The organism is Methanosaeta sp. UBA356, assembly GCF_002496465.1.
GTDB lineage: Archaea > Halobacteriota > Methanosarcinia > Methanotrichales > Methanotrichaceae > Methanothrix > Methanothrix soehngenii.
On record NZ_DAKC01000082.1, the window covers coordinates 378 to 26,265 of the forward strand.

General features: G+C 52.3%; 30 protein-coding genes. 19 read left to right on the forward strand and 11 right to left on the reverse strand.

Features of this window, described 5'->3' with window-relative positions; translation table 11 throughout:
- Window positions 1-78 precede the first annotated feature (78 nt).
- The 5 genes from BP727_RS07000 to BP727_RS07020 all read right to left on the reverse strand — a co-directional run bounded on the left by BP727_RS07000 (window position 79) and on the right by BP727_RS07020 (window position 4,189).
- Entirely contained in the window at window positions 79-543 is a 465-nt protein-coding gene (locus BP727_RS07000) for a GxxExxY protein (RefSeq protein WP_394339406.1), read from the reverse strand.
- A gap of 111 nt (window positions 544-654) precedes the next feature.
- A complete protein-coding gene (locus BP727_RS07005) occupies window positions 655-987 on the reverse strand; it encodes a hypothetical protein (protein ID WP_273277807.1) in 333 nt (110 codons plus the stop codon).
- A 469-nt stretch (window positions 988-1,456) separates the two neighbouring features.
- The gene (locus tag BP727_RS07010) at window positions 1,457-2,371 is read right to left on the reverse strand and encodes a class I SAM-dependent methyltransferase (protein WP_273277806.1); all 915 of its coding nucleotides are present in this window, start codon (window positions 2,369-2,371) and stop codon (window positions 1,457-1,459) included.
- Window positions 2,372-3,629: 1,258 nt separating this feature from the next.
- Window positions 3,630-4,010, reverse strand: coding sequence for an acylphosphatase (locus BP727_RS07015; protein WP_286858033.1), 381 nt, complete (start codon window positions 4,008-4,010; stop codon window positions 3,630-3,632).
- A gap of 44 nt (window positions 4,011-4,054) precedes the next feature.
- Window positions 4,055-4,189 carry a hypothetical protein gene (locus BP727_RS07020; protein ID WP_269798839.1) on the reverse strand — a complete coding sequence of 45 codons (135 nt, stop codon included), beginning with the start codon at window positions 4,187-4,189 and terminating at the stop codon, window positions 4,055-4,057.
- A 504-nt stretch (window positions 4,190-4,693) separates the two neighbouring features.
- On the opposite strand from BP727_RS07020, the gene BP727_RS07025 reads away from it, so the two are divergent.
- On the forward strand, window positions 4,694-5,008 hold the full coding sequence (locus BP727_RS07025) for a hypothetical protein (RefSeq protein ID WP_273277803.1): 315 nt from the start codon (window positions 4,694-4,696) through the stop codon (window positions 5,006-5,008).
- Window positions 5,009-5,171: 163 nt separating this feature from the next.
- Window positions 5,172-5,771, forward strand: coding sequence for an acylphosphatase (locus BP727_RS07030; protein WP_273277802.1), 600 nt, complete (start codon window positions 5,172-5,174; stop codon window positions 5,769-5,771).
- Between the two features lie 298 nt (window positions 5,772-6,069).
- Here the strand turns inward: BP727_RS07030 and BP727_RS13635 are convergent, their stop codons facing one another.
- The gene (locus BP727_RS13635; RefSeq protein ID WP_394339407.1) at window positions 6,070-6,234 is read right to left on the reverse strand and encodes an NAD-dependent epimerase/dehydratase family protein; all 165 of its coding nucleotides are present in this window, start codon (window positions 6,232-6,234) and stop codon (window positions 6,070-6,072) included.
- Between the two features lie 213 nt (window positions 6,235-6,447).
- Here BP727_RS13635 and BP727_RS07035 point away from each other — a divergent pair, with 213 nt between their 5' ends.
- The 5 genes from BP727_RS07035 to BP727_RS07055 all read left to right on the forward strand — a co-directional run bounded on the left by BP727_RS07035 (window position 6,448) and on the right by BP727_RS07055 (window position 10,850).
- Window positions 6,448-8,724 (forward strand): CDC48 family AAA ATPase, encoded by a 2,277-nt coding sequence (locus tag BP727_RS07035; RefSeq protein WP_013718674.1) that lies wholly within the window; start codon window positions 6,448-6,450, stop codon window positions 8,722-8,724.
- A 136-nt stretch (window positions 8,725-8,860) separates the two neighbouring features.
- Complete coding sequence (locus BP727_RS07040; RefSeq protein ID WP_273277801.1) at window positions 8,861-9,316, forward strand: GNAT family N-acetyltransferase; 456 nt, start codon at window positions 8,861-8,863, stop codon at window positions 9,314-9,316.
- On the forward strand, window positions 9,310-10,218 hold the full coding sequence (locus BP727_RS07045) for a DUF2156 domain-containing protein (protein WP_286858036.1): 909 nt from the start codon (window positions 9,310-9,312) through the stop codon (window positions 10,216-10,218). The genes BP727_RS07040 and BP727_RS07045 overlap by 7 nt, the downstream gene beginning before the upstream one ends.
- Window positions 10,219-10,303: 85 nt before the next feature.
- The gene (locus tag BP727_RS07050; RefSeq protein ID WP_013718671.1) at window positions 10,304-10,537 is read left to right on the forward strand and encodes a hypothetical protein; all 234 of its coding nucleotides are present in this window, start codon (window positions 10,304-10,306) and stop codon (window positions 10,535-10,537) included.
- A 16-nt stretch (window positions 10,538-10,553) separates the two neighbouring features.
- Window positions 10,554-10,850: a hypothetical protein gene (locus BP727_RS07055; protein WP_286858038.1), complete on the forward strand. Its 297-nt coding sequence runs from the start codon at window positions 10,554-10,556 to the stop codon at window positions 10,848-10,850.
- A 42-nt stretch (window positions 10,851-10,892) separates the two neighbouring features.
- Here BP727_RS07055 and BP727_RS07060 read toward each other — a convergent pair whose 3' ends face one another.
- From BP727_RS07060 to BP727_RS07075, 4 genes are all read right to left on the reverse strand, one after another.
- Window positions 10,893-11,435, reverse strand: coding sequence for a hypothetical protein (locus BP727_RS07060; RefSeq protein ID WP_273277798.1), 543 nt, complete (start codon window positions 11,433-11,435; stop codon window positions 10,893-10,895).
- Between the two features lie 87 nt (window positions 11,436-11,522).
- Window positions 11,523-11,957, reverse strand: a complete 435-nt coding sequence (locus tag BP727_RS07065) for an ACT domain-containing protein (protein WP_286858040.1) — start codon at window positions 11,955-11,957, stop codon at window positions 11,523-11,525.
- Window positions 11,958-11,993: 36 nt separating this feature from the next.
- On the reverse strand, window positions 11,994-13,298 hold the full coding sequence (locus BP727_RS07070; protein ID WP_013718666.1) for a phenylacetate--CoA ligase family protein: 1,305 nt from the start codon (window positions 13,296-13,298) through the stop codon (window positions 11,994-11,996).
- Between the two features lie 130 nt (window positions 13,299-13,428).
- Complete coding sequence (locus BP727_RS07075) at window positions 13,429-14,883, reverse strand: MFS transporter (protein ID WP_286858042.1); 1,455 nt, start codon at window positions 14,881-14,883, stop codon at window positions 13,429-13,431.
- An 80-nt stretch (window positions 14,884-14,963) separates the two neighbouring features.
- Between BP727_RS07075 and BP727_RS07080 the strand changes: the two genes are divergently transcribed.
- The 9 genes from BP727_RS07080 to BP727_RS07120 all read left to right on the forward strand — a co-directional run bounded on the left by BP727_RS07080 (window position 14,964) and on the right by BP727_RS07120 (window position 21,439).
- Window positions 14,964-15,176: a hypothetical protein gene (locus BP727_RS07080; protein WP_273277794.1), complete on the forward strand. Its 213-nt coding sequence runs from the start codon at window positions 14,964-14,966 to the stop codon at window positions 15,174-15,176.
- A 250-nt stretch (window positions 15,177-15,426) separates the two neighbouring features.
- Window positions 15,427-16,626 (forward strand): HD domain-containing protein, encoded by a 1,200-nt coding sequence (locus BP727_RS07085; RefSeq protein ID WP_273270762.1) that lies wholly within the window; start codon window positions 15,427-15,429, stop codon window positions 16,624-16,626.
- A 25-nt stretch (window positions 16,627-16,651) separates the two neighbouring features.
- The gene (locus BP727_RS07090) at window positions 16,652-17,101 is read left to right on the forward strand and encodes a DUF61 family protein (RefSeq protein ID WP_273270760.1); all 450 of its coding nucleotides are present in this window, start codon (window positions 16,652-16,654) and stop codon (window positions 17,099-17,101) included.
- A gap of 38 nt (window positions 17,102-17,139) precedes the next feature.
- Window positions 17,140-17,691, forward strand: coding sequence for a hypothetical protein (locus BP727_RS07095; protein WP_013718657.1), 552 nt, complete (start codon window positions 17,140-17,142; stop codon window positions 17,689-17,691).
- Window positions 17,692-17,752: 61 nt separating this feature from the next.
- Window positions 17,753-19,102, forward strand: a complete 1,350-nt coding sequence (gene thiD / locus BP727_RS07100) for a bifunctional hydroxymethylpyrimidine kinase/phosphomethylpyrimidine kinase (RefSeq protein WP_286858044.1) — start codon at window positions 17,753-17,755, stop codon at window positions 19,100-19,102.
- 49 nt (window positions 19,103-19,151) lie between these two features.
- Window positions 19,152-19,367 (forward strand): 30S ribosomal protein S17e, encoded by a 216-nt coding sequence (locus BP727_RS07105; protein ID WP_048132867.1) that lies wholly within the window; start codon window positions 19,152-19,154, stop codon window positions 19,365-19,367.
- Window positions 19,360-20,235 (forward strand): 4-hydroxy-tetrahydrodipicolinate synthase, encoded by an 876-nt coding sequence (dapA, locus tag BP727_RS07110; protein ID WP_286858046.1) that lies wholly within the window; start codon window positions 19,360-19,362, stop codon window positions 20,233-20,235. The genes BP727_RS07105 and dapA overlap by 8 nt, the downstream gene beginning before the upstream one ends.
- The gene (gene dapB / locus BP727_RS07115) at window positions 20,232-21,017 is read left to right on the forward strand and encodes a 4-hydroxy-tetrahydrodipicolinate reductase (RefSeq protein ID WP_013718653.1); all 786 of its coding nucleotides are present in this window, start codon (window positions 20,232-20,234) and stop codon (window positions 21,015-21,017) included. The genes dapA and dapB overlap by 4 nt, the downstream gene beginning before the upstream one ends.
- Window positions 21,014-21,439, forward strand: a complete 426-nt coding sequence (locus tag BP727_RS07120; RefSeq protein ID WP_276620864.1) for a hypothetical protein — start codon at window positions 21,014-21,016, stop codon at window positions 21,437-21,439. Before dapB ends, BP727_RS07120 begins: the two co-directional genes overlap by 4 nt.
- Window positions 21,440-21,445: 6 nt before the next feature.
- Here the strand turns inward: BP727_RS07120 and BP727_RS07125 are convergent, their stop codons facing one another.
- Window positions 21,446-22,285 (reverse strand): SAM-dependent methyltransferase, encoded by an 840-nt coding sequence (locus tag BP727_RS07125; protein WP_273277792.1) that lies wholly within the window; start codon window positions 22,283-22,285, stop codon window positions 21,446-21,448.
- Between the two features lie 398 nt (window positions 22,286-22,683).
- Here BP727_RS07125 and BP727_RS07130 point away from each other — a divergent pair, with 398 nt between their 5' ends.
- Genes BP727_RS07130 through BP727_RS07140 form a run of 3 tightly spaced genes read left to right on the forward strand, consistent with a single transcriptional unit; the run spans window position 22,684 to window position 25,886 of the window.
- The gene (locus BP727_RS07130; RefSeq protein WP_013718650.1) at window positions 22,684-23,190 is read left to right on the forward strand and encodes an amino acid-binding protein; all 507 of its coding nucleotides are present in this window, start codon (window positions 22,684-22,686) and stop codon (window positions 23,188-23,190) included.
- Window positions 23,187-24,194: a homoserine dehydrogenase gene (locus BP727_RS07135; protein ID WP_013718649.1), complete on the forward strand. Its 1,008-nt coding sequence runs from the start codon at window positions 23,187-23,189 to the stop codon at window positions 24,192-24,194. The genes BP727_RS07130 and BP727_RS07135 overlap by 4 nt, the downstream gene beginning before the upstream one ends.
- Window positions 24,195-24,215: 21 nt before the next feature.
- Window positions 24,216-25,886 (forward strand): ATP-dependent DNA ligase, encoded by a 1,671-nt coding sequence (locus tag BP727_RS07140; RefSeq protein WP_286858050.1) that lies wholly within the window; start codon window positions 24,216-24,218, stop codon window positions 25,884-25,886.
- Window positions 25,887-25,888 lie beyond the last annotated feature (2 nt).

Here is a 25,888-nt window from a genome sequence, read left to right on the forward strand (position 1 = left end):
GTGCCTCTGCGTCTCTGTGGTTTCGTGTTCGCAGTGTCTCCATGAACCACAGAGGAACAGAGCCGAGTTTGAAGTGGTTCAAGCAGTGGTTATGCCAGCTCGCTTGTCATCAATGATCCTCTTAATGCCATTCTTGAGCACAGGGACGCTGAAATTGATTATGAGACCCAGCCATTCATTTCTGAGACGCATATAGGTCAAAAGCTGCGCCTCATGGATGGGATCGATTCTATTAACCGTCTTAAGCTCAACGATAATCTGATTCTCCACTACTAGATCTATCCTATAGCCGCAGTCGAGCTTTATTCCTTTATATTCCAAAGGCAAAAGAACCTGCCGTTCAAATGAGACTCCTCTGAGGCCGAGCTCATGACAAAGGCACTCTTCATACGCCGATTCCAGCAAACCAGGCCCCAGCGCTTTATGAACCTCAATGGCAGCGCCAATTATCTCCGCGGTTATTTTATTTGCGCCCGCTATTTCTTCCTCTGAGGGAACAGCATGTTTTTGATTATTATTTATATCATCTATTTTTAGATTCATATGGAGATTATTTAGATTTTGATATGCCATAAAGTTGCTGCTAATTTTGTTCTTTGTGTCTCCGTGTCTCTGTGGTTTCGTAGTTGTAGTATCTCCAAGAACCACAGAGGATCAGAGACCCATAGTTTTTTTACCTTTTTCAGGGAGCCCGATCCCCGTTTCTTTTTTTGTTCTCTGTGCCTCTGCGTCTCTGTGGTTTCGTAGTTTTAGTATCTCCAAGAACCACAGAGGAACAGAGACACAGAGTTTTTTTACCTTTTTTTCAGGGAGCCCGATCCCCGTTTCTTTTTTTGTTCTCTGTGCCTCTGCGTCTCTGTGGTTTCGTAGTTTTAGTGTTTCCAAGAACCACAGAGGAACAGAGACCCAGAGTTTTTTAGCCTCTTTCAGGGAGCTCGATCTGTAATCTTCAAAAGCCCGAGCTATCTGGCCATCCCCTCTTATCACAACCTCAATTCAGATGATGGCCGAGAATAGCTCCCAGAGAACTATGCAATTCATTTTAATATTATTTGCCTTTTGAGAGAGTATGATCATTACAAAGATTTAAAAAGATTTCGATCGATTATTGCCATGGCGATCTGCAGGAATCAACCACGAGCATACGCAGGACGAATGGTATCAGGAGAAAAAGGAGGGAATTGCTCGGCTCTATGACTCTGTGTGGGAATCGTAGAGCGATGGTGGAATCCAGGGGGGTTTAACGGGAATAAAACCACAGAGTCAAGAGAGCGCACGGAGGACGAACGAACGGAGACGACTATCCCGGAAGCAATTGGGTGGGCTTTCTTAGGTTGTATGGAAAGGAAGGCTGAGCGTCTCTGTGAACTCTGTGCCTCTGTGGTTCATAATCGTAGTCGAAAAATCAATCCTGGCGGTTTACGTGAATAAATAATCGGAAACAGCAAAGAGTCTCTCATATTTTCTTTCTCATCCAAAAACTCCCCGGAGTAATTTTCCCCTTCTTATAAGAACTAAAAGCCGCCTCCAATTCATTAGAATGCATGAGGTTCATGTAGTTTCCCATCCACAATACTTCAAAAGCCTGATTATAAATTAGAAATGCCTGTAATAAATATTGCTCATTCCAGAATCTGAAGTCCTCTAATATCCATTCTTTGGGATATTCCGCGGGCAAGAATATATCATGAATATGAACCAAAACCCCTTTTTTAAGTTTTGGCATTATATTGAGATATTCGTACTGGACATCGCTTCCAATCATCAATACATGGCTTGAGTCGATAAACAGTATATCATTCTTATTTAGTTCATTAAACCTGCACGACGGAACGTCCTGAATTTTTGCAGTAACAAGCTTTGAAAGTCCATGAAAGCCAGACTTCAGGGTATCATTCGGATAAGGTTCAAAGGCGATCAGCTCACAATTATCATAACCCTCTTCCTCATTTTTTAAAACCGCTTGAGCGGCCAATAGGGTTGAATATCCTGATCCTATCTCGAATACCTTTCTGGGCTTAAAATGTCGAATCATGCAATACAAGATTTCAGCATCTACCGATTCAAAAGCACCATTATTTAAATAGTATTGATGAGGAATCGATGTTTTATCTCTGGGAATCTTTTCATATTCATCTTTAAATTTCGAGGAAAACATCGCGAGAAGCTTAATTTGTTCCTCCTCGTTGATATCAATACCATTGAGGTCCGACGGTTCTTTCCATAAATCCATTTTCAACTTTCTCGTGTCAGGAATCGGGATGTAGAAATGGTTTGGTGTCAAATGAAGTCCCATTTTTTGAAAAAATAAGAAGGCCTTCCTTCTTGATAGGTTCAAAGCATGATTATATATTTTATTGGCTTTGCTCATTTTATGTATACACCCTGCATGGTTCGCTGTCACTTCGCTTGTTTTCTCTTTTGGGCACACTATGCATGCGTTCTCTTATATCCCGCTATCCGTCCTGCTCGACATCATGTTTAATCGCTAAGGCCATTTCGGTGAGAAATGCTCCCAATCACGTCTCTGTAAGCTCTGTGCCTAGTTGGCGAGATCTCCGTTGGATATGGGGTGTCATCATATTCATCAGATTAGTCCTTTCTCTATTGGTCTCTTCCTGCCTGTTTGGCGTCTGGTCCATCTTGCCGCCCAGGTTCCCGAATCCATTCTTTGTGGTGGTATTAAGGTTTTCGAAGCTATCCTCAGTGAGGTCATGGTTGGGCACTTCCCCTCGTTTTGACGAGGAACAGACAACAGCTTAACTGACTCGTACAAGCAAATACAGGGACACGGTATCGGAGGCATATGAGATCGGGCAACCGATCTAGGTGATAAGATGACAAATGAACCTCTCCTCCCGTACCTGGGGTGCCAGCACGCGAATATGTGCCACAGTGTAGTCAGCATGAAGAGTCAGCCACCCTTACGCCTCGCGACTTTTTGCGTAGAGGCAAGCCGCGCCCTTCAGGAAGCGGTAGTTGACTATCTCGACGCCATCAGGAAGACGCTCTCTGACCTCTTTTGGACCTGCAATCTTCCGGAAAGCTGAGTGTTGTCCNNCAGTCAGGTTGTCAACGCTGACAGTAAGACTCCTGATGTCGATTTGCATTCCTTCAATTCCGCTTTTTTGGTCCTCTGCTTCTGTGTGGTTTTGCGGTTGCAGTGCACGGTGCCGGGGCTGCAAACTAACGACGGAACCACAGAGGCCTAAAGAGCGGCTATGCGAACAATCCAGTCTTCGCTCAATCCTCTATTCAAAACCTTTTCGCATTATAAAAGAGAAAATAAAATATAATTTCGTGTCAGAACATGAATGCATAGCTGTAGACAAGTATGAAATTTTCTTATAGTCCTCTCTCCATTTATTTTTCAAGTTTTTGGAAAGAATTAATCAACTAATCACCATTTTCTTGCAGCTATCTTGCCTTGGATCAATCACCCAGACAGGGAAAGGTTTTTTAATTAGGATCAACGATACTTACCTGAAANNTAAGTTCAAAGCATGATTATATAATTTATTGGCTTTGCTCATTTTATGTATACACCCTGCATGGTTCGCTGTCACTTTGCTTAAATCCATCCTTGGTGGTGGTATTAAGGTTTTCGAAGCTATCCTCAGTGAGGTCAGTCAGGTTGTCAACGCTGACATTAAGACTCTTGATGTCGATTTGCATTCCTTTAATATCTCGGCGCCATCAAGAAGACGCTCTCTGACCTCTTTTAGACCAGTAATATTCCGGAAAGCTGAGTGTTGTCCTGATCCCTGAGAGTATTGGGCATCGACATTATCCGCATGGATGAGTGCGTTCTTGACTGCAATTGCTGAGGTGAACCACTCAGATTCGTCCTTCTTCTTTCCCTCAGCAATCACCAGGACACTACCAACACTCTTATCAAGGCGGTCCTGGATAATGCCGGCCGGATCCATCTCATCGGCAAGAGTGATTGCTTTAACCCTGTATCCGACCCCCGGCACTCTGCCCGATAAGAAAGCCGCCAGCCGGATCATTGTTGAATCGTCCTCTATGTTCTAGATGTTTGGTATATATTTAGCTATATCGCCGCGCACATTGCGATCTGCGTCCCTCCTCCCGCAGCGCTGCGAATGCATCCGCTGCCCTGGCCAACCAGCGCCCATACCAAATTGGAGCCGATGACTCCTGCTCCTCCCCTGACCCGTGCTTTCATTAATTGATATCTTTTTTGATTCTTATTGATATGTCATCAAATCGGTATCATGAATTGGAGGTCAAAAAGACCGGGCTTTGCGCGTCCTTTGTGATCTTTGTGTTCTTTGTGGTTTAATTCCGCTTTTTTTGTCCTCTGCTTCTGTGTGGTTTTGCGGTTGCAGTGCACGGTGCCGGGGCTGCAAACTAACGGACGGAACCACAGAGGCCTAAAGAGCAGCTATGCGAACAATCCAGTCTTCGCTCAATCCTTTATTCAATATCTTTTCGCATTATAAAAGAGAAAATTAAATATTATTTCTTGTCAGAACATGAATGCATAGCTGTCGACGAGTATGAAATTTTCTTAATAGTCATTATCCATTTATTTTTTCGATTTTTTGGAAAAATTTAATCAACTAACCACCATTTTCTTGCTATCTTGTCTTGGATCAATCATCCAGACGGGGAAAGGTTTTTAATTGGGATCAACGATACTTACCTGAAATTTGGGGGCAGAAAAATCATGAGAATAATTGCAGATAACTTAGGTGCTGATCTTGCTACCCTTCTGAGAACCATCAGAATCATCGAACCAGAGCTATGGAGTTCAAGCAATAGACGCTTTTTGCTTCCCAGAAAGCTGGGCGATTTGGATAACCCGGAGTATTTGAGGGAGATTAACGAAAAGGTCCAAAAGCTGCAGCATTATAGATATTTGCTCAATTCCGGATCGATAACCAATTCAGAATATGCCTCACTGAAAGATCAACTGCTCTATGGCGAATGCGAAGGCTGCTGTGCCTGCAGTTGCATTGGATTGGATGAATCGCAGCTTTAGCCTTAATCTCTGAATCATCCCCCAGTTGAATGCCCATTCATGATAAAAGCTGAAAAGTGTTGAGATATTCGAGAGCAACCGCATGAAGACAATACAAAGATATAAGCAATTATGAAGATCAGCGAAACTGCCAAATAGTTCAAGCAATATGTTTATGGATAGCATGAAGCTAAAAGTCACAATCACCGGCGAAAACGTGCACAACGTGGGCTACAGATATTTTCTCATGACCAGTGCCATAGACCAGGGTCTGGATGGTTTCAACGCCCGCAATACTATGAAGGGAAATGAACAGCAGGTAGTGGCCCTGATCGAGGGAAATGAAGAAGCAATTGCAGGCTTCAAGAAGCTAGCAGAGAGCCAAAGGCCGGAGCACTCCCTGGTATCGAGCATCGTATTTGAGGATACCAATAGCAATGTCATGAAGACAGGAGAATATGCCCAGGTTTGCACCGCAATCCAGCTAAACAAGGCTATCCCGCTGCTATTGGATATGAGGGATGATCTGAAAGAGATGAAGGGTGATATGAAAGAGATGAAGGGCGATATAAAAGAGATGAAGGGTGATATGAAAGAGATGAAGGGCGATATGAAAGAGATGAAGGGCGATATGAAAGTTGTAAGGAAGAACACCGACATAATACCTCAGATTCATGAAGAAATCAAAGGCATGAGAGAGGATATCCAGCCGGGATACGCAGCGCAATTCAGGCTGGTGCAGGCCGATATCCGGGCGATAAAAGAGCGTCTGGGCATGTCCTGATTTGAATTATGCTTCTTTTCTCTGTCATCCCCTAAACCAACCACAGTCTCCTTTAACCCTGATATAAGGCCTGTATTCCGGGCTCGTATCCAAGTTCATTTCTTGCCGCGGATATATCCGCTAGAGAATCCTGGATGTCCCCCGGCCTTGGCTTCTCGTACATCAACCCAATCCAAGTCCCACGAAGATGAAAATGGGAATCGACAGCCGAATACTCTGAAGCCGGATCCTGCCTGGGCCCATAAACACTAAAAAATCGCAGGCATACCGTCCTTAATCCATAGAGCCCAGAGAGACCCTAGCATAATATTCGCCTGTGATCTTGCCCGCAGCATAAGGATACAGTGGATCGGGCATCAGGTCCTTGCGCTTGGGCCCGCGCAGGCTCATCTCCGTAAACGGCGGAAGATGATGCGTACACCAACTTTTTAGCCCCGCAATCCCTGGCTGCGAAAAGGATTATTCAAGGCGCCATCGATATTGGCCGCATTGGAGGCCAGGAGATCATTTACAGACCTCTGGAATAAGAGATTTCTGCAAATAGGCTCCAACTATTATGGTCATCTCCCTGGAATAAGAGAGAATTGCCGACCAATATGGACTCTAACTCAAGATAGCAAACTACTTAAAAAATAGAAACCCCAATACTGATCAGATAAGCAGGTGCATAAGAGAAATGACCGAAGGAGAAACCGTTAGGCTGAAGGCATCTGAGGCCAATCAGGGCGATGTAGGAAAGGGCATTGTCAGGATGGGCGACGAGTTCATGGAACGAATCGGCATCCGTCCCCTGGATGTAGTGGAGATAATCGGATCGCGACCCACAGCTGCTCTGGCCGTGAGCGCCTACACTCAGGACCAGGGCATCGACATGATCAGAATGGACGGTCTAATTCGATCCAATGCCGGAACAAGCATCGGTCAGTATGTAGAGGTCAAGAGGGCGACCTGGGAAGAGGCCAAGCATGTAACGCTGGCCCCCGTCACCCAGGGCATGCAGATCTTCGCCCCGGGCGATGTCCTCACCAAGGTCTTCAACGGCCGACCGCTATTAAGAGGCGATGTCATCTCCACCACCAGCGTGAGAAAGCCCCCCACCGATTCCATGGGCAGGGAGACCATGTTCGAGGAGATCTTCCGGGGCTTTCTTGGTGCTCAGGCCTTTGGCCTGGGGGAGATCAAGCTCCGGGTGGTCTCCACCAGCCCGGGCGGAATCGTCAAGATCACCGAGGGGACGGACATAGAGCTCCTGCCCCAGGCGGTGGAGACGCCTGAACGCTCTGTGCCCTCAGTGGTCTACGAGGACGTCGGCGGCCTCAAGCCGGTGATAACCAAGGTCCGGGAGATGATTGAGCTTCCGCTGAAGCATCCAGAGCTCTTCGACCGCCTGGGCATCGATCCGCCCAAAGGAGTGCTGCTGCACGGCCCGCCCGGCACGGGAAAGACCATGCTGGCCAAGGCAGTGGCCAATGAGAGCGACGCCTACTTCATAAGCATCAACGGCCCGGAGATCATGTCCAAGTACTATGGAGAGAGCGAGAAAGCCCTCAGAGACCTGTTCGAGGAGGCAGAGAAGAACACTCCCGCCATCATCTTCTTAGACGAGCTGGACTCCATCGCCCCCAAGAGAGGAGATGTCACCGGAGAGGTGGAAAGGAGGGTGGTAGCTCAGCTCTTATCTCTCATGGACGGGCTGAAGGAGAGGAAGAACGTCATAGTCATCGGCTCAACCAACCGTCCCGAGGCCCTGGACATGGCACTGCGCCGGCCGGGAAGGTTCGACCGGGAGATCGAGCTGGGCGTTCCGGATATGGAAGGAAGGCTGGAGATCTTCCAGATCCATACCCGGGGCATGCCCCTGCACGAGGACGTGGTCCTGGAGGACTATGCAATAGAGACCTACGGCTTCGTGGGAGCGGACATCGCTGCGGTCAGCCGTGAGGCGGCGATGAACGCCCTGCGGCGTATCCTGCCACAGATCGATCTGGACGAGCCCACCATTCCCAAGGAGATCTTGGACCGGCTCATAGTGCAGAAGAGCGACTTCGAGGCCGCCCTGCGGGAGATTCAGCCCTCGGCGATGAGAGAGATCCTGGTGGAGGTCCCCAATGTGAGCTGGGAGGACATAGGTGGCCTGGAGAGGGTCAAGGATCTGATGGTGGAAGCAGTTGAATGGCCGCTGCGCAATGCGGAAAGCTTCCAGCGCCTGGGCATTGATGCCCCCAAGGGAATCCTGCTCTACGGCCCGCCGGGCACGGGAAAGACCATGCTGGCAAAAGCGGTGGCCAATGAGAGCGAGGCGAACTTCATCACTGTGAAGGGTAGCGCACTGCTGTCCAAGTGGTACGGAGAGAGCGAGAAGAGAGTAGAAGAGATATTCAGGAAGGCGAGGCAGGTTGCTCCTTCCATCATATTCTTAGACGAGCTGGATGCCTTGGTCCCCGTCAGAGGGGGAGCGATGGGCGAGCCCCATGTCACCGAGAGGATAGTCAACCAGCTGCTAAGCGAGATAGACGGCCTGGAGGAGCTGCACGGAGTGGTGGTGATCGGAGCGACCAACCGGCCGGATATCATCGATCCTGCTCTTCTCAGGCCGGGAAGGTTCGATGAGCTGATACTGGTGCCCGTGCCGGACCGCGAGTCCCGGCGCAAGATCTTCCAGGTCCATCTGAAAAAGTCGCCCCTGGCAGATGATATCGACGTCGAGGAGCTGCTCGAGCAGACTGATCAGTATACGGGCGCAGACATCGCTTCTCTGGTCAGAAAGGCCGGGCGCCTGGCCCTCAGGGAGGATATGGCCGCCACCAGGATCAGCCAGAAGCATTTCCTTGCCGCCTTAGAGGAGATTGGGCCCTCGGTGACTGCGGATACGATGAAATACTATTCATCAATGGCCAGGGAGCTGCGCAAGAAGGCCTCCAGAGAGGTAGAGAGAGCTGATATATACGCTTGAAGCAAAAACCGGAGCGTCGAGAACTTCCGACATAAGAATAGCAGTGGAGAGTGCGGGGATTGGATAACAAACTCGGTTCAATCACCCATCTTTCCTCGGCTTTTTCAATTTTCCTTTAATATTAGGGGTAGACTCATTGCCGGACAAAAGCCTTTTAGACAATAACAATTGTGTAGTGGTCGAATTCGTCAGCCGCTGGAAAGAAGAGGACATAGTGGAGCTGTACCGGGCCGGCGGCTGGTGGAGGGAGTACATGGACCCATCTCATCTCAATGACCTGATTCAGGGAAGCTTTCTATTCGCAGTGGCGGTTGACGGAAGGAGTGGCAGGGCAGTGGGTATGGGCCGGGTGATCTCCGATGGGGTCTCAGATGGGTACATTCAGGATCTGGTGGTTTTAGCCGGCTGGCAGAATATGGGATTAGGCAGGATGATAATTGAGAAGCTTATAGAGGGGTGCAGAGCCAGGAAAATCGCCTGGGTGGGCCTGATCGCCGAGCCGGGAAAGGAGGACTTTTACGATTCAATTGGATTTCGCAAAATGCCTGGGCATGTGCCCATGCTCCTGGATTGGGAGGCCCAAGGGTGCTGAGCTCTTGCGACTTCAAGCCGGTGACGCTCTCGGACAGGGACTTTTTCGTCCAGCACTACCGCCGGTTCCCTCAGAGGCACAGCGACAACACCTTCACCAACATGGTCTGCTGGAACTATTATGCCAACTACCGGTATGCTATTGTCCAGGACTGCGTGCTCCTCTCCAGCACCATTGCCGGCAAGACCCGCTACCGTCCTCCCATCGGGCCAAGAAATCCGGATCTCCTCCATGAGGTTCTGGCCCTCGCTCTGAAGAGCGATGAGACGAGGCCCTTTGTGGTGCTGGACCAGGAGACGCTGGAATGGATAAGCGGTATCTATCCGGAGCTGCAGTTTCAGCCCGAGAGGATGTACTTTGATTATGTCTATCTGGCGAATGATCTGGCCGAGCTGCCTGGAAAGGGATACTCGACCATCAGGCGCCAGCTCAACCAGTTCATGAAGACCTGCAGTCCCCTGGTCGAGGAGTTGGGGACAGATAATATCGAGGAGATAAACGATTTCGTAGAGCAGTGGTGCGAGTGGAAGGACTGCGATTCAAACCCGGATCTGGCATCGGAGAAGGATGCCCTGTGCTTTGCCCTGGCCCATTATCGGGAGCTTGAGCTGTCGGGAATAGCCATCCGCTCGGAGGGAAAGATCGGGGCCATATCCCTCTTTGAGGGGCAAAACGAGGATACAGCGCTGGTCCACTTCGAGAAGGGGCTCCCTGACTGCAAAGGAATCTACCGGGCGATAAATGCCGAGACGGCCAAAATCATGGCCAAAAAATACACCTATATCAACCGGGAGAGCGATATGGGTGTGGAGGGGATCCGGGAGGCGAAGATGCGCTATCATCCTCATCATATGGTCCAGGTGCATATGCTCGGCCGGGAAGAGCTGGAGAAGGTGGTCTGACCAAACTCATTTGCCGCTCTTCAGAGCCTGAAGGCAAGGTTCAAATGAGGGAAAGGATCATCATGGGTCTGGAGCTGATTTAATTATGCACAGCCATGATCATAGCCATGATTCAAAGGGCCACGACCTGAACCGCCATGAGGTAGAGCACCTCCTGGAGCACTGGATAGAGCATAACCAGAGCCATAGCACCTCTTTTCGGGAGAGGGCGGCTCAGGTTGCCAGGGTGAGTGAATTGGCCGCCCAGGACATAAACCGGGCAGCTGAGCTCATGGACGAGTGCACAGAGATGCTGAAGAAGGCATTGAAGGATCTGTAAGAGGAGTCGTAATAAAATGGAATTGGTATATATTTATCCCATGGATAAAAGCAAAGATATGCAGAAGATGCTGGACGAGGAGTTCTGGAAGCGCCTGGGGCCCACGGTGAGGGACTGCAAAGCCATGGGCCTGGACAAAGATGGCATGTGCATCTACATCAAAGTCAAGGACGAGCTGGCAGCAGAAGCCAAAAAGCTCCTGGCAGATACGGCAGCCGAGGAACTCAAGGGCGAGGAGGGCGAGGCCCTGCTAAAAGCCTTCCGGGACGAGGCAGAAGCGGCAGAAGCAGGGATAGGGGCGATGTTCGGCTAAGGCCGGACCATTCCCCAAACCCCATTTTGAGGCATCCTCCGCCTAGCTGACGGTCAGAGTCTTAATTATTTGAGTGGTGTTATCCTCATCAAGTGACGATACCAGCAGTGCATAAGTCGTACTATCCAGGTTCCAGATAGAGATATTGTAGACTCCATGGGGCATCTGAGCGTCTTCATCCCCAGAACTCATTGTGGTGACGCTAACATTTCTGCCTCTGCTATCAGCAGCCATCCATTTGCCGATCTCTGTATCGCCGTTTTCCTTTGCAGCCTCCACCCCTCCGATGAGGAAGAGTTCGGACAGAGCGTCTGGATTCATCTTGGTGAGGATCTCGTCGAATATGGTCAGTATGGATACAAAGGCAGACCCCGTCTGGGCGGTGTCGTTGATGAAGAAGTCATTGGATATCATCCCGCTGCTGCTGGCATCAACATTGCTGCTGACGATCTCGTAGCTCGGCCCAATGTCAATGGAGAGGTTCTTATCGCAGATCGTCAGGACACTTGATTCCAGAGCCGATACAGGCAAAGCAAGGCAGGCCAGCAGAACGATGCCGGTCAGAAAGGCGGCAAGAGATTTCATGTTCGGCCGAATTGGCGATTAATATATAAGAATTTTGTGAGACTATGATGAACAGAAAGCTGATTAAAAAAATGACCGTCCAGGCCGTCAGATGGCCTGGATCTCCTCTTTGGTGGCGATCTTGATGTTCTTGTCGCCCAACACCTTGCGGGCTTTGGCGATATCGTCCACCCGCAGGATGAGCATGGCTCTCTGCGCTTTGGCGGTGACGAAGGCATAGGCGTAATCCACATTCACCAAATTCCCTCCCAGGGTATTGACGATCTCATACAGGCCACCGGGCTGATCCTTCATCTCCACCGCCAGCACATCGGTCATGGAGACGGTAAAGGCGTTCTCCTTCAGGACCTTATACCCCTTCTCAGCATCGTCTAAGACCATGCGAATGACCCCGAAATCCCCTGCCTCGGCGATGGTGAGGGCGCGGATGTTCACCCCGGCATCCGATAGCGTCTTGGCAACCTTTGCCGTCCTTCCCGGCCGGTTCTCCACAAAGAGCGAAACCTGCTTTATCTCCGACATCTATAATAGCCTCCTAAAACTTATTCTAAACTTATTCTAAACCTTTCTGTTGTCTGTCACTCTCTTGGCCTTGCCCATGGATCGGGGGATGGTTCCGGGCTCCACCAGATCCACCTTTGCCGCTATGTTCAGCACCCCTTTCAGCTCCTTGGAGACCTTGTTCTCCAGCTTCATCAGGTCGCCAATCTTATCCGAGAAGCCGGACTCTGTCAGCTCCACCCGCACGGTCATCATATCCAAAGGCCCCTTGCGGTCAACGATTATCTCCCAGTGGTCTCCCACCTCGGGAATTCTCATCAGCACCGACTCCACCTGGCTGGGGAAGACGTTGATTCCCCGGATGATGAGCATGTCGTCCGTCCGGCCCATGATCCTCATGATACGCGGGTGGGTTCGGCCGCACTCACAGACCTCGTTGCTCATTACGGAGAGGTCGCCAATTCTATAGCGGATGAGCGGCAGGGCGAACTTGTGCAGGGTGGTGAAGACCAGCTCACCCTGTTCCCCCTCAGCTACCGGCTCGCCGGTATCCGGATCCACCACCTCGGTGAGGAACATATCTCCCCAGACGTGGATGCCGTTCTTCGCCTGGCATTCGGTGAAAAGAGGCCCTGAGATCTCGCTCGTCCCGTAGATGTCATAGGCATTGATTCCCGTATTAGCCTCGATTCTCTTGCGGGTCTCAAGAGACCAGGGCTCCGCCCCGAAGATGCCCACCTTAAGCTGGGTATCGTTCCTGATGGAGACGCCCATCTTCTCTGCCACCTCCATGATGTGCAGGAAATAAGATGGTGTGCAGGCGATGGCTGTGGTGCCCAGGTCCTGCATCAGCTCGATCTGCCGCTCGGTGTTGCCCGTGCCGACGGGCAGGACGGCAGCGCCCATACGCTCTGCGCCATAGTGCAGCCCCAGGCCGCCGGTGAAAAGGCCGTAGCCGTATCCCACCTGGACCACGTCATCCCGGGAGAGCCCCAAGGATGTCAGCGCCCTGGCCAGCGACTCAGACCAGGTCTCGATATCGCCCCTGGTGTAGCCGACCACCGTCGGCTTGCCCGTCGTGCCGCTGGAAACATGGTAGCGCACCACCTGATTTTTGGGGGCGCTGAACATGCCTGTGGGATAGTTGTCTCGCAGATCTGCCTTTTTGGTGAAAGGCAGTTTCGCCACATCTGCCAGGGTCTTGATATCCTCTGGCGTTATGCCTGCCTCTTTGAACCTCTGCCGGTAGAAGGCGGAGTGGTCGTACACATAGCGCACTACGAACTTGAGCCTGTCCTCCTGAAGGGAATGCAGGTCCTCAAGGGGCATGCGCTCAATATGAGGGTCCCAGTAACCGGACATTGATGATCAACCTGATTCAGTGATGGCAAGGGTGCATAAAAAGCAATCGATTGCATCTCAGAATAGATCAAGAGTGTTACCTTTTGGATCCTGCCAGCCGCAAGAGCTGCCTGGGAAGCTGTCAATGTCATTACTTCATTTTCGATCCTCTATATATGGCCACAATGGCGCTTATGATACATAAGCCCCCTGCGATCATCATCACACGGCTTATGCTGCTTGCGAGGATCGCAGGGCCGGCATCGGATATGGTCCCATAGTAACCGGCCTGGGCCATCTGCAGCGAGACCAGAAGGCCGGAGAGGGAGACTCCAAGCGCCATTCCCAGGTTTCTGATGGTGGCGGTGAAGCTGGAGGCGATGTTGATCTTGGTGACGGGCAGGGCCCTCATCAGCTCGGTGTTGTTGGGGCTCTGGAAGAACGCCGCTCCCAGCCCTATGAAGACGAAGCAGATCAAGAGCTGTCTGATGTCAGTTGTCACACCCATTGCCAGGAATCCCAGAGCGATCATGGAGAGGGCCATGATCGACATTCCCAGAGCTGCCAGGTACCTGAACTGGTGCCTGTCGTATACGGCACCGGTCAGGGGCGCTCCGAAGACGGTGATGGCCGGGACGATAAGAAAGATCAGTCCCACCTGCGAAGCAGTATAGCCCCTCACCCCCTCAAAATAGAACGGCCCGAGGACGGTTATCATCAGGTTGGCCACGAAAAAGAGGATCATGCTGATGCTGGGCAGGACAAACATCCGGTAGCGGAAGATGGAAAGGTCCAGCAGGGGCGACTTCTGCCTGGACTCGTTGATTATGAATCCGGAGAGGGATAGGACAAAGATCAGGGCCAGGAGGAGTATGGGCGGCGTCGGGGCAAAGCCATAAGAGAGCTGGCCAAGAAATGTCATCATGGAGATGATGAGTGCGATCAGGGTCAAGCCCCCTATCCAGTCCACCTCCAGGCTCTTGGATCTCTTCTCCTCGATTCTCAGGTATCTGGTGGAGAGGAGGAGCTGGACTATGCCTATGGGCACGTTGATCAGAAAGATGTAGCTCCAGCCCAAGAGGTCCACTATGAAGCCTCCCAGAGTTGGCCCCAGGATGCTGCCTATGGCCACCGTCGATCCGATGTAGCCCATGGCCCGGCCCTGCTCGCTCTTGGGAAAGGCGAGGAAGATTATCGCCGCGCTTATGGAGAACATCATCGCCCCTCCAGTAGCCTGAAATATCCGGCATAAGACCAGCATCTCCAGGCTGGTGGAGATGCCGCAGGCAAGAGAGCTGGAGGTGAAGAGGGCCAGACCCAGCATGAAGAGCCTGGCCTTTCCCACCCGCTCAGCCACCTTCCCGAATATCAAAAGCAAGCTCGTGATAGTCACCAGATAGGCGGTCATTATCATCTGGGACTCGGCGATGGACACCCGGAAGTGCTCGGTTATGGTGGGCAGGGCGATGCTGACCACTGAGCCATCGAGAACGGCCATCAGGACGCCGGTCAGGACTAAAACCAGGACGATGTAGCGGTTCTTGCTGCCCGATTCCTGTTCTTTATCCTGATATTCTGCCTTCAGTTCTGTCAAGCCGGATCCCATAGCTCAAGGGCCTTGTACCAAGGGCTTAAAAAGAGTTCCGCAAAGTTGATAGCCTGCAATTGCTCATTCAAAGGAATCAGATGTATGAGAAGATAGACAAAACCACCCGCCTGAAATATGCAGCGATATCCATTCTGCTATTCGTTCTTGGCCTGCTGATCATGCTGACATTCTTTCTCGTGTTCACCATAGTCTTCGCCCTGGCGGCATGGGCATGGTCTGGGATATTCATGTACCTGGCAATTGAGGGGCGACCTTATAGCGATTTTTGCCGGTCGATTGGATTGAGATAGATGTTTTAAAGAATCAAATAACTGGTTGCCGGGATCAGGAAAATCCTGAGGAGCAAGCTCTTCGATCTCGTTTTTCCGTCTGCGGCTGAACCCGTGCCTCCCGGGCATTGAGGTAGGAGCCGAAAAGTCGACTGGCGGCGTCCCGGAAGAATGCACAAAATGCTGTCTTTTCTCTCAGTGAAAAACCTCTTGTTGAGAACGCGCGAAGAGCCAAGATTTTTAAGGTTCAGGATTTAAAAAGGCTTCTTTGATGACAGAGGTCCGAGATCCGGTGCATGGCTACGTCAAGCTGGAGGGCCTGGCCCTGGAGATTGCCAATACCCCTCAGATGCAGAGGCTCCGCTGGATCAAGCAGCTGGGCCTGGCAAACCTGGTCTATCCCGGGGCCAACCACACCCGTTTCGAGCACAGCCTGGGAGCCTACCATATGGCCTCTCTGCTCACCGATCACCTCGGCCTGGATGAGGATGATCGCTTGCTTGTGGGCGCTGCCGCCCTCCTGCACGACGTAGGCCACGGCCCCCTCTCTCATGCTACCGAGTCCGCCCTGGCACCCTTCCTGAGAACAGAGCACGAGAGCGTCATCGAGATTCTGAAAAAAGGAGAGCTGGGGGAGGTGTTGGATAGACACGGCCTCAAGCCAACCGATATCCAATCCTTCATCCACGGCCAGGGCAAAGGCCAGATCGTGAGCGGCGAGATCGATGTCGACCGCATGGACTACCTGATCCGGGACGCTCACTATACCGGCGTGGCCTATGGGGTGATAGACCGGCTGAGACTATTGCAGAAGATGACCCTCCACCAGGGCCAGCTGGCGGTGGAAGCTGGTGGGGTGCAGGCAGCAACGTCGCTTCTCATCTCCCGGCTGCTCATGCACCCCGCGGTCTACTACCATCACGTCTGCCGCATATCCGAGTGCATGATCTCCTCGGGCATCAGAAGGATGATAGAAGATGGCATATCCAGCGCCGCAAAGGTGAAGGAGATGGACGACATCCAGCTTTTCACCGCCCTGGATACAGCGGATGGCTATCCCGCGGAGATGGCCTCTCGCATAAGAACTCGCAAGCTATTCAAAAGAGCGGTCTATGTGGATCTGGAACGCCTGGAGCCCTCGCTGCAGAGGGTAAGCGAGAAGATCATCGCTCAGGAGATAGCTGCGGAGGCAGGAGTGGATCAGGGCAGCATCTTGGTGGACAATCCACCCCTGCCCGATAGCTCTGAAGGCAATTTTCCCGCCCTGGTCGGGGAAGAGACCAGACCCCTGCGAATGGTCTCCCCCCTGGTCAGCATCCTGGAGAGAGCCCAGAGAGCCACCTGGCGATTCGGCGTCTACGCCCCAGCGGAATTGAGGGATGATGTGGCAAAAGCTGCCAGAAGGTGCTTGAACCTGAAGAAGAGCACTGTGCAGCATACATTCTCAGACATCGATAACGATTACCTTTAAGTCAAAAGAAGAGAGATTGATTCCAATGGCGTTTTCCGGAGAAGGAAGAGGATTAAACAAGAACATACTGGTCAAGACCATCCAGACGATGAATCAGCACCTGCCAAACAGGCGGCTCAATCTGACCGAGCTCTTGGCAATGGAGAAGCCCGGAATCAGGGGAAAGGATAACACCTTTTTCGTTATGGACAAGTCCGAGCTGAAGCTGATCTCCGAGTCGGTTCCCAGATTCCTATGGAGCCGCCTCAGACTGCCAATGCTCATTGAGATGTCCCCTGATTTCGGCAGTGGTGGTGCCCGTATTCAGGGTGAGGCAGAGGTGGAGATGGTAAGCAAGATACTGGGCAAAGAGAAGCCGCTGAACAAGCAGATCGTAATCTACCTTCCTGATGTGCGAGAGCTTCGCCGGAAGCTTCCTACAACCACACAGTATGCATTCATTACCAATCTCCGGGACAGAAATATCAGCGACTGAAGGATCGATCAAATCAAAAGATAGCGGTGGAGGATTATATGGCAGAAGATAAGCTGGCAGAAGGCGCAAGACGGTTTAAAGAGAAGATGAACGCAGGGGCCTACAAAGAGGCGGCAAAGATCAAGTCGGATCTGGGCCTTCCGAACTCGATGCTTCAGGATGCAGTGAAGTCGGCATACGATGCCAATATGAAGAAGGGGGATTATTCTCTGGCTGCCGAACTGGCCAAACAATATGATCTTCCCAGCGACCATCGTCTGGAAGCCGCTCAGAGGTCGTTTTATAGAAAGATAGATAGCGAGTTCTACCGGGCAGCTGCGGAGTACGCCAAGGAGTTCGGGCTGCCAGAGGATATGGTCCGGCAGGCGGCCATCCAGGCTTTCAATAAGAGCATGAGCATGGGCATGGTCAAGAACGCTGCTGAGATCGCCGATGACTTCGACCTCCCCAGACCAATGAAACAGGAGGCAGCAAAGAAGTCCTTTGAGCAGCATATGCAAGCCGGCCTCTACCGCAAAGCCCTGAAGATCGCCCAGAAGTACGACCTTCCGGAAGAGATGGTGGCAGAGGCAGAGAAGAAGATATCCTGAAAGATATTCTGAAGCCGGATAAAGCTGCTTGAAGCCATCCTGATTTTTCAATGCCCAAGATATGCCGAAAGTAGTGCTGACTATAGGCGGATCGGATTCAGGGGGAGGTGCCGGAATCCAGGCGGACATCAAGACATTTTCCGTCCTGGGCCTGCATGGAACATCCGCCCTGACCGCCATCACCGCCCAGAACACTCTGGGAGTGCAGCACGTCTATGCACTCTCTCCCGAAGAGGTAAGAGCGCAGCTCGAATCGATCACAGAGGACTTTTCCATTGCCTGGGCCAAGACCGGCATGCTCCACTCGGCAGATATTGTGGATGCAGTAGCCGATCACCTCCAGGCAAATGATATTCCTTTGGTCCTGGATCCGGTGATCGAGGCTGAGGCTGGCGGCAGGCTCCTTCGGCCCGATGCGGTATCTGCCCTGAAAGAGCGCTTGATCCCCCTGGCGGGGGTGGTCACCCCCAACATCTTCGAGGCAGAGGCTCTTTCTGGAATCCGCGTTCGCGACATGGATAGTGCTGCTCATGCCGCCCGCGGTATCATGAGCCTGGGGGCACAAGCGGTGATCGTCAAGGGAGGGCACCTGGATTGCACCGATCTGCTCATGGTGCGCAACAAGTCCACTCTTCTGCCCTCAGAAAGGATACCAGGAGAGAACCACGGCATTGGATGTACCTTCTCTGCCGCTTTAACCTCTTTTCTTGCCCTGGGCTGCTCAATTGAAAACGCCGCCCGGAATGCAAAGGAGTTCGCAAAGAGCGCCCTTCGCGGGAGCCTCAGGGTGGGACGGGGGGTGGGCCCGGTAAACCAGTCTGCAGCGCTGAGAGTTGAAGCGAGCCGTTACCGGGTTCTGTGCGACCTGGAAGTGGCAGTGGATCTGCTGGAAAATTCTCACGAGCTCTTCGATCTCATGCTGAAGGGAGGAGCAGGGCCTGCCATGGCCATTCCCGGTGCCAGATGCCCTGAGGATGTGGCAGCGCTGGAGGGAGGATTAACAAAGATCGAGGAGAGAGTATGCCGTTTTGGAGGATTTCGATTCGGTGGCAGGAGCGATAGCGCTTCTGTGATCCTTGCCGCAATGAAAATAGACCCTCTGGCAAAAGCGGCCATCGATTTAGAGCCAAAGGCCCTCCTATCCTGCAGAGAGCTTGGCCTCCCGATAATAGATCGCGCTCGATTGGATGAACTGGCAGCAATTGGCCAATGCCATTTGAAGGGCGAGGAGGAGCTGAGCGAAGGGGAAGGCTCAGCTCTACTGCCCGCTGCGATATGGGATGAGGGCGTCCTGGGTAAAGAGCCCAGGCTTTATCTGCTGGGGGCTTCAGCATCCTTGCTGGTCGAACTGTTGGCCAGCTTGCCGGCGTCCAGGGCTTGGGGCATTCTAGAGGATGATAGCAAGATATAAATTGTGGAGCAAGGATGCACAAAGGATTGATCTAGCTGGAGTGTTGATTATGGGAAGCGTAAAGCCTAGTTATATTAAGAATTTCGCGATGGACCTGTTGAGAACCTACGAGAGCTCATTTAGCCCTGACTTTGAGCAGAACAAGCTGCGGGTATCGGAGTATACCGATATCAAGAACAAAACCATCCGCAACCGCATAGCAGGCTACATATCCAATGTTATGAGGCAGAGAAGTACGAGAAGAGAGGTCGAGGTTGATGTATAGTGGCGTGCTTCCTGCGATAATCACGCCATTTCATGAGGACAAGAGCCTGGACGAGGAGGGTCTGAAGAGAAACGTAGAGTACCTGAGCAAAACAGGAATATCAGGCATGGTTCCCTGCGGCACTACCGGTGAGGCGGCAACTCTGACCTTCGAAGAGCATAAGCGAGTGATAGAGATCGCAGTGGAGAACTCCACGGTTCCGGTGATAGCAGGAACTGGCTCCAATAACACCCGCGAGGCGGTGGAGCTGACCTGTCATGCCGCAGAGGCGGGCGCACATGCTGCCCTGCTGATCACCCCATACTATAATAAGCCCAATGATCGCGGCATGTTCGAGCACTTCAAGACCGTAGCCGAGAAGTGCGACATCCCCATAGTGCTCTACAATGTTCCCAAGAGGACCGGAATCGACCTCAAGCCGGAGCTTGTGGCAAAGCTCTCTCGAATAAAGAATATCGTGGCCATAAAGGAGGCCAGCGGAAGCCTTTCCCAGCTATCTCAAATTATTGAGCAGACCCGGGGAAGCGACTTTTCCGTTCTCTGTGGCGATGATGATCTTACGCTTCCAGCCATGGCCCTGGGTGCAAAGGGCGTGATCTCAGTGGTGGCCAATGTTGCCCCCAGAAAGACTGTGGCAATGGTGGATGCTATGATGAAGGGCGACCTGGAGAAGGCAAGATCCCTGCACTATGAGCTTGCTCCCCTGGTTCGAGCGATGTTCCTTGAGACCAACCCCATACCTGTGAAGACTGCTCATAAGTACCTGGGATTGGCAGGCGGCCCATTGCGCCTTCCCCTGGGGGAGATGGCTGCAGATAAAGAGAAGATGCTAAAGGAGCTGCTGGTGACCCTGGGCGAGAGAGCATGACTCGAATTGCGATTACTGGAGCGCTGGGGCGCATGGGCACCCTGGTCATCCAGGAGGCGGCCAGGATTGAGGGGATGGAGCTGGTGGCAGGCCTGGATGCGGTCGGCGCGGGAAAGCCGCTTCAGGGGGGCGTTCTGGTAAAAGATGCCTCACAGCTAGAGCAGGTCTTGAAAGAGACCAGGCCGGATGTGCTCATCGACTTCACAATAGCCAAAGCGGCAGTGAAAAACGTCTGCATAGCGGCCTCTCTAGGTGTCGATCTGGTGGTGGGAACCACAGGCATCTCTTCGGAACAGCATTCCGAGATGAGAGAGGCAATAGAAGGCAATGTGGCCGCGGTCATAACCCCCAACTTCAGCGTGGGAGTAAACCTGTTCTGGAAGCTGGTGGCTGATGCTGCGGCAGCTCTTAAAGGCTACGATTTCGATATAGAGATCATAGAAGCCCATCACAATCAAAAGAAGGACGCACCCAGCGGCACTGCTCTGGCCACATTGGAGGCTATAAGAAGAGCTCGGGGAGAGTCGGATCTCTCGGAGGTCGTCTATGGGCGGAACGGGATTATGCCGCGAGGCAAAGAGATTGGAGTTCATGCCGTGCGGGCAGGTGACATCGTAGGAGACCATACCGTCCTTTTGGCGGGTCCTGGCGAGAGGCTGGAGATCAGGCACCAGGCCCATAGCAGAGCCGCTTTTGCCAGCGGTGCAGTGCGGGCAGCCACCTGGGTGGTTGGCAGGAAGCCTGGTATTTACGGCATGGCGGACGTTCTAGAATCCAGATGAATCAGTTGACGGAGAAAGGGATGTTCCTTCTCTTCAATGGAGAGAGGCATAATCCCCTTTCCCAATCAAGGAATGTGATTGGCTTCTGCAGCACCTGTGGCTCGGATCTGGAAAGCCTGGCCTATTATAGCACTGATTCAGAGTGGCTGGTTTCGGCTCAATGTGCAAAAGGGCATCTGGCACTGATTCGCTATGGCAGGGACTGGAGCTGGCTAGATGATCTGCCGCTTGAATTCCTAAAGGAAGAGGTGAAGGTTGCTGATCTGCCCCGGGAGAAGCTGGATGCCATCTTCACCCCGGCCGAGATCAGGGATATGATCGCCTGCCAAGAGGGATCGCCCTATGTCAGGCAGAACATCTACCGCGCCCGGGGAAAATACGAAAGGTTCGAGAAGCTCTTCGGCATTAAGATCGACATTTAATAATCACTATTTCTTTTGCGCAATGATGGCAAACTCAGAGGCCATTTTATCAAACGGCGCGCCCGCAACGTCAGCATAGAGCTCTTGCTCTGCGAAACCTGCCACCTCAAACTCGCGCCACAACGACTCGGGAGTGAAGTATTGCAGCCAGTTGTAGACAGTTCGTTTTCTCGCCGATTCGACGATGGTGTACTTATCCAAAACCACCATTGCGTCGTCGTACTTGAAAGTGTTCAGAAATCCATAGTACTTCTCCGCGGACCAGAATCCATCGAGAAGATTCACTCCATACGAGCTTGCCTCCTTGCGTTGCTTGAACGCACTTTGGGAATAAACATCGAGAAGGACAGACCCACCTGGCAGAAGCATGGAGTGGAACTTAGCGAGCATAATCCTGCGCTGCGACGGGCTTAAAGCGCAGAAGTCGCACATGATCATCAGAATGAGATCGAAGCGGTGTTCTGTTTCGAAATCCAGGTAGTTCTGGTTTATGTATTCAATGGTCAATCCCACCTCTCGCGCTGCTTCTCGGGCATGCTTGATTGAGCACTTAGAGAAATCAATACCAATTACACTAGCACCGACCTTCGCCAGCCGATTTGCATAGAGCCCGGGACCACAGCCAAAATCGGCGATTCGGGTGTCGGCGCCAATACTAAAGCGGGATGCAATCCATTCCACCGATCGATCGATGAACTCGCCTCGACGGGATGATACATCGATATCGGCATTGAGATGATATGCAAGCATTTGCTCTGAGGTATGTTCGTCGGTCCACAGGTCTGCCGCTGTGTAGAACCCAAATGGTTCAGGTCGACTATTGATTTCCTCCAGCTGAATGAACATATCTCTCCAGGTTGTAAATGAATCCACACTTCCGGATAGTAATGTTGGTATATAAAATATCCGTACTACTAGCAATGGTTTACAGAACCCACTAACGTCCCTTATTAGACCTAATTGCTATAAAATAAATAGAATAGCCCCTTGGCCCGCCTGACTATCAAAACAGGCTGGTCAAGAACACCAGGGGCACTAAAAACAATACTACGAAACCGATAAGCATCAATCCAATTGCCAGACCATTTCCACCTGCCATGAAGATCCTCCTACTTTCGTTGGCAACTGCTTGGATGAGGTAATATTAATTACTATCGGACAGACGCCCACCCCTCGGATCCCATCTGCACAAGGTTTATTTAATTTAACCAGCAGGAGAATTCCAGCAAAATATGAGGAATGCTATGCGACTTTCCATGGATTTAGAGCTGCAGGATGTTCCCGGCCAGCTGCTCCTTGCGATGCAACCCTTGAGTGATAACAAGGCCAACATCATCAGCGTGGTTCACCACAGGGACCGCAAGACTCCCCGGGGCATGATCCCGGTTCGATTCGTCGTGGAGATGGACCGCTCAAGAATCGAGGCTGTCCAGGCCAGGCTCCAAGAAAGCGGAATCTCTGTTGTCCGGGCGGGAGAGGACCGATTCATCGAAGCAGTATCAGTTGTGCTAGTGGGCCATGTGCTGGATAGCGACCTGGGAGACACCATAAACCGGATCGACTCCACCGGCTACGCTGAGGTGATGGACCTTTCCCTGACCATGCCCGGCGTGAATGAGCCCTCCTCTGCCTACCTCAAGATTCGCGCCACCGGCAAGGCTGAGATCCAAAAGGCTTTGACCATTCTGCGCAATGTGGGCGAGGAGAAGAAGCTGCTTGTTATCGAGCCCATAGAGACGGAGGCAGTATGAGAGATATTAAGGTCTCCTTGGTTGGCTACGGCATTGTGGGCCACGGAGTGGTTGACGTTCTCACCAGAAAGAGAGAGATCCTCCGGGATATGGGCCTGAACCTGATGCTGGTCAGCGTCACCGATCACACGGGAACGGTATTGTCCGAGGACGGTGTGGATGCGAACAAGATCCTGGGCGAGAGGACCCTGGCCAATGTGGCCACATCGAGCATGAAGGGGAAAGAGGCCATCAATGCCATAGACTCCGACCTGATGATCGAGGTCACTCCCACCAACATCGTTCACGGCCAGCCGGGTCTGGGCCATATGGAAGCTGCGCTCGCCTCGGGCAAGCATGTGGTTACATCCAACAAAGGGCCACTAGTGGTATCCTACGGCAGCCTGAAGAAGCTGGCAGAGGATAACGGCGTGATGCTGAAGTTCGAGGCCACAGTCGGCGGCACCATGCCCCTGATCAGCCTGGTTGAGCGCACCCTGGTAGGCAATACGATCCTCGGCGTCCGGGGCATATTCAACGGCACCTGCAACTATATTCTAACCCGCATGACTGAGGAAGGCATACCCTATGCTCACGCCTTGAGCGAGGCTCAGGATATGGGCATTGCCGAGGCCGACCCCAGCTATGATGTAGAGGGGGTGGATACCGCTGGAAAGGTGCTAATCCTGGCCAACTCCCTGTTCAACATGAATGTCAAGTACTCCGATGTGAATGTGACCGGCATCACAGGAGTCACTCCAGAGGCTCTTGCTCTGGCCAAGAAGAGAGGATATGCCATAAAGCTGATCGGAGATGTGCCCGCACTCACAGTCAGGCCCACTCTGGTGCCCCTGGACAGCCCACTGGCCGTGGCCGGGACCCTGAACTCCGCTGCTATTTATACCGATCTATCCGGGACGATTACTGTATCGGGTCTTGGTGCAGGCTCCATAGAGACGGCCTCGGCCATTCTCACCGATATCATCAGCATCTACCGGACTAAACGCATAGATGCCATATTCTAGATCAATGACTCGGGTCAGATAATGAGCAGCTTCTTGAGCTTCGCCGAGCTCTGTCAGCGAGTGGAGGGGGTCTCCGGCTCTCTGGAAAAGATCGACCTAGTGGCAGCATTCCTGAAGAATTTGGATGATGATGATCTGGCAGTTGCCTCAGGGTTCATCATGGGGGATCTCTTCTCCCCCAGCATGGACCTGGTGATGGGGGTGGGGCCGAGCATCCTTTACGAGGCGATGGCACGCGCCTGTGGATGCTCGACGGAGAGGATATCAGATATGCTGCGCGCTACCGGGGATCCGGGACTGGTGGCATCTGCGGCCGTCGATAAGAAAAAGCCCATCGGATTTGCTGCCTTCATCAAAGATGAGCCGCTCTCCATCAAAGAGGTTTATCAGAGGCTTGTAGCCGTGGCCCGGGCCTCGGGAAAGGGAAGCCAGGATGCCAAGGTCAAGAACCTGCAGTATCTCTTCAGCCAGGCCACTCCTCTTGAAGCGCAATATATCGCCCGCCTGGCGATAGAGGATATGAGAATCGGAATAGGTGAAGGAGGAGTTAGAGATGCCATTGCCCAGGCTTTTTCCCAGGATGCGTCAAAAGTGGAGAGGGCCTACAACCTGACCAACGATATCGGCCTGGTGGCAGTCAATGCCCGCAAAGGGACGCTCGCGGATCTGAATGTGCTGATCAACCATCCCATCAAGATGATGCTGGCCCAGGTGGGAGAGGGAATTTCCGCCTCCATGCAGGAGCTAGGGTCTGCGGCTATAGAGTGGAAGTACGATGGTGCCAGGGTGCAGATCCACAAGGATGGGAAGAGGGTTCGCATCTTCTCCCGCCGGCTGGAGGATGTGACCAGGTCCCTGCCCGAGATCGTCCGTCTGGCCCAGGAGGTCAGGGCGGATAAGGCCATCCTGGACGGAGAGGTGGTGGCCATTGGCAAAGACTCCAGACCCCTGGCCTTCCAGGAGATTTTGAAGCGCTTTCGCAGGAAGTACAATGTGGAAAAGCAGGCCAAAGAAACGCCTCTGCACTTATTTTTATTCGATCTGATATATCTTGATGGCCAAAGTACGGTGGATCTGCCCCTGACCAGACGGCGGGAGCTGCTGGAGGGTATCGCCGATCCATCGATACTGGCAGATCAGGTCATATCCGACAGCGTCCAGAGGGCAGAAGAGATCTACCACCAGGCTTTGGAAAAAGGCCACGAGGGGCTGATCCTCAAGAATTCGATGTCGGTATACGCTCCGGGAAAGAGGGGCAAGAACTGGCTTAAGATAAAGCCGGTTATGGAAACCCTGGACCTGGCAGTGATAGGGGCAAAATGGGGCGAGGGCAGGAGAGCTAGCTTCCTGGGATCATACCGGCTGGCCTGCCTGGATGAGGCTACGAGCAAGCTCCTGGATATAGGCTGGGTGGCCACTGGCCTAACGGACGAGGCTCTGGCGGAGCTTACTGAGCTGTTCCGAGAGCTGATTCTGGTGCAGAATGGGATGGAGGTCGAGCTGAAGCCGGCGGTGATCTTCGAGGTGGCCTATGAGGAGATACAAAAGAGCCAGAGCTACTCATCGGGATATGCACTTCGTTTTCCCAGATTGGTGAGGGTGAGGGATGACAAGTCCCTGGAGGAAGCGGATAGCCTGGAGAGAGTGGAATCCCTCTACCGGGTGCAGCGAGGAAGGAATAACTCCCGCTGAAA

Excerpts from the sequence above, each read along its gene's own strand:
- BP727_RS07070 (WP_013718666.1), bottom strand. The coding sequence starts at position 13,298 with ATGTCCGGTTACTGGGACCCTCATATTGAGCGCATGCCCCTTGAGGAC.
- BP727_RS07015 (WP_286858033.1), bottom strand. The coding sequence starts at position 4,010 with ATGATCCGGCTGGCGGCTTTCTTATCGGGCAGAGTGCCGGGGGTCGGA.
- thiD (WP_286858044.1), top strand. The coding sequence starts at position 17,753 with ATGCCGAAAGTAGTGCTGACTATAGGCGGATCGGATTCAGGGGGAGGT.
- BP727_RS07105 (WP_048132867.1), top strand. The coding sequence starts at position 19,152 with ATGGGAAGCGTAAAGCCTAGTTATATTAAGAATTTCGCGATGGACCTG.
- dapB (WP_013718653.1), top strand. The coding sequence starts at position 20,232 with ATGACTCGAATTGCGATTACTGGAGCGCTGGGGCGCATGGGCACCCTG.
- BP727_RS07130 (WP_013718650.1), top strand. The coding sequence starts at position 22,684 with ATGCGACTTTCCATGGATTTAGAGCTGCAGGATGTTCCCGGCCAGCTG.
- BP727_RS07030 (WP_273277802.1), top strand. The coding sequence starts at position 5,172 with ATGAAGCTAAAAGTCACAATCACCGGCGAAAACGTGCACAACGTGGGC.
- BP727_RS07025 (WP_273277803.1), top strand. The coding sequence starts at position 4,694 with ATGAGAATAATTGCAGATAACTTAGGTGCTGATCTTGCTACCCTTCTG.
- BP727_RS07085 (WP_273270762.1), top strand. The coding sequence starts at position 15,427 with ATGACAGAGGTCCGAGATCCGGTGCATGGCTACGTCAAGCTGGAGGGC.
- BP727_RS07080 (WP_273277794.1), top strand. The coding sequence starts at position 14,964 with ATGTATGAGAAGATAGACAAAACCACCCGCCTGAAATATGCAGCGATA.
- BP727_RS07090 (WP_273270760.1), top strand. The coding sequence starts at position 16,652 with ATGGCGTTTTCCGGAGAAGGAAGAGGATTAAACAAGAACATACTGGTC.
- BP727_RS07075 (WP_286858042.1), bottom strand. The coding sequence starts at position 14,883 with ATGGGATCCGGCTTGACAGAACTGAAGGCAGAATATCAGGATAAAGAA.
- BP727_RS07125 (WP_273277792.1), bottom strand. The coding sequence starts at position 22,285 with ATGTTCATTCAGCTGGAGGAAATCAATAGTCGACCTGAACCATTTGGG.
- BP727_RS07065 (WP_286858040.1), bottom strand. The coding sequence starts at position 11,957 with ATGTCGGAGATAAAGCAGGTTTCGCTCTTTGTGGAGAACCGGCCGGGA.
- BP727_RS07035 (WP_013718674.1), top strand. The coding sequence starts at position 6,448 with ATGACCGAAGGAGAAACCGTTAGGCTGAAGGCATCTGAGGCCAATCAG.
- BP727_RS07020 (WP_269798839.1), bottom strand. The coding sequence starts at position 4,189 with ATGAAAGCACGGGTCAGGGGAGGAGCAGGAGTCATCGGCTCCAATTTG.
- BP727_RS07055 (WP_286858038.1), top strand. The coding sequence starts at position 10,554 with ATGGAATTGGTATATATTTATCCCATGGATAAAAGCAAAGATATGCAG.
- BP727_RS07000 (WP_394339406.1), bottom strand. The coding sequence starts at position 543 with ATGAATCTAAAAATAGATGATATAAATAATAATCAAAAACATGCTGTT.
- BP727_RS07095 (WP_013718657.1), top strand. The coding sequence starts at position 17,140 with ATGGCAGAAGATAAGCTGGCAGAAGGCGCAAGACGGTTTAAAGAGAAG.
- dapA (WP_286858046.1), top strand. The coding sequence starts at position 19,360 with ATGTATAGTGGCGTGCTTCCTGCGATAATCACGCCATTTCATGAGGAC.
- BP727_RS07140 (WP_286858050.1), top strand. The coding sequence starts at position 24,216 with ATGAGCAGCTTCTTGAGCTTCGCCGAGCTCTGTCAGCGAGTGGAGGGG.
- BP727_RS07060 (WP_273277798.1), bottom strand. The coding sequence starts at position 11,435 with ATGAAATCTCTTGCCGCCTTTCTGACCGGCATCGTTCTGCTGGCCTGC.
- BP727_RS07135 (WP_013718649.1), top strand. The coding sequence starts at position 23,187 with ATGAGAGATATTAAGGTCTCCTTGGTTGGCTACGGCATTGTGGGCCAC.
- BP727_RS07120 (WP_276620864.1), top strand. The coding sequence starts at position 21,014 with ATGAATCAGTTGACGGAGAAAGGGATGTTCCTTCTCTTCAATGGAGAG.
- BP727_RS07010 (WP_273277806.1), bottom strand. The coding sequence starts at position 2,371 with ATGAGCAAAGCCAATAAAATATATAATCATGCTTTGAACCTATCAAGA.
- BP727_RS07050 (WP_013718671.1), top strand. The coding sequence starts at position 10,304 with ATGCACAGCCATGATCATAGCCATGATTCAAAGGGCCACGACCTGAAC.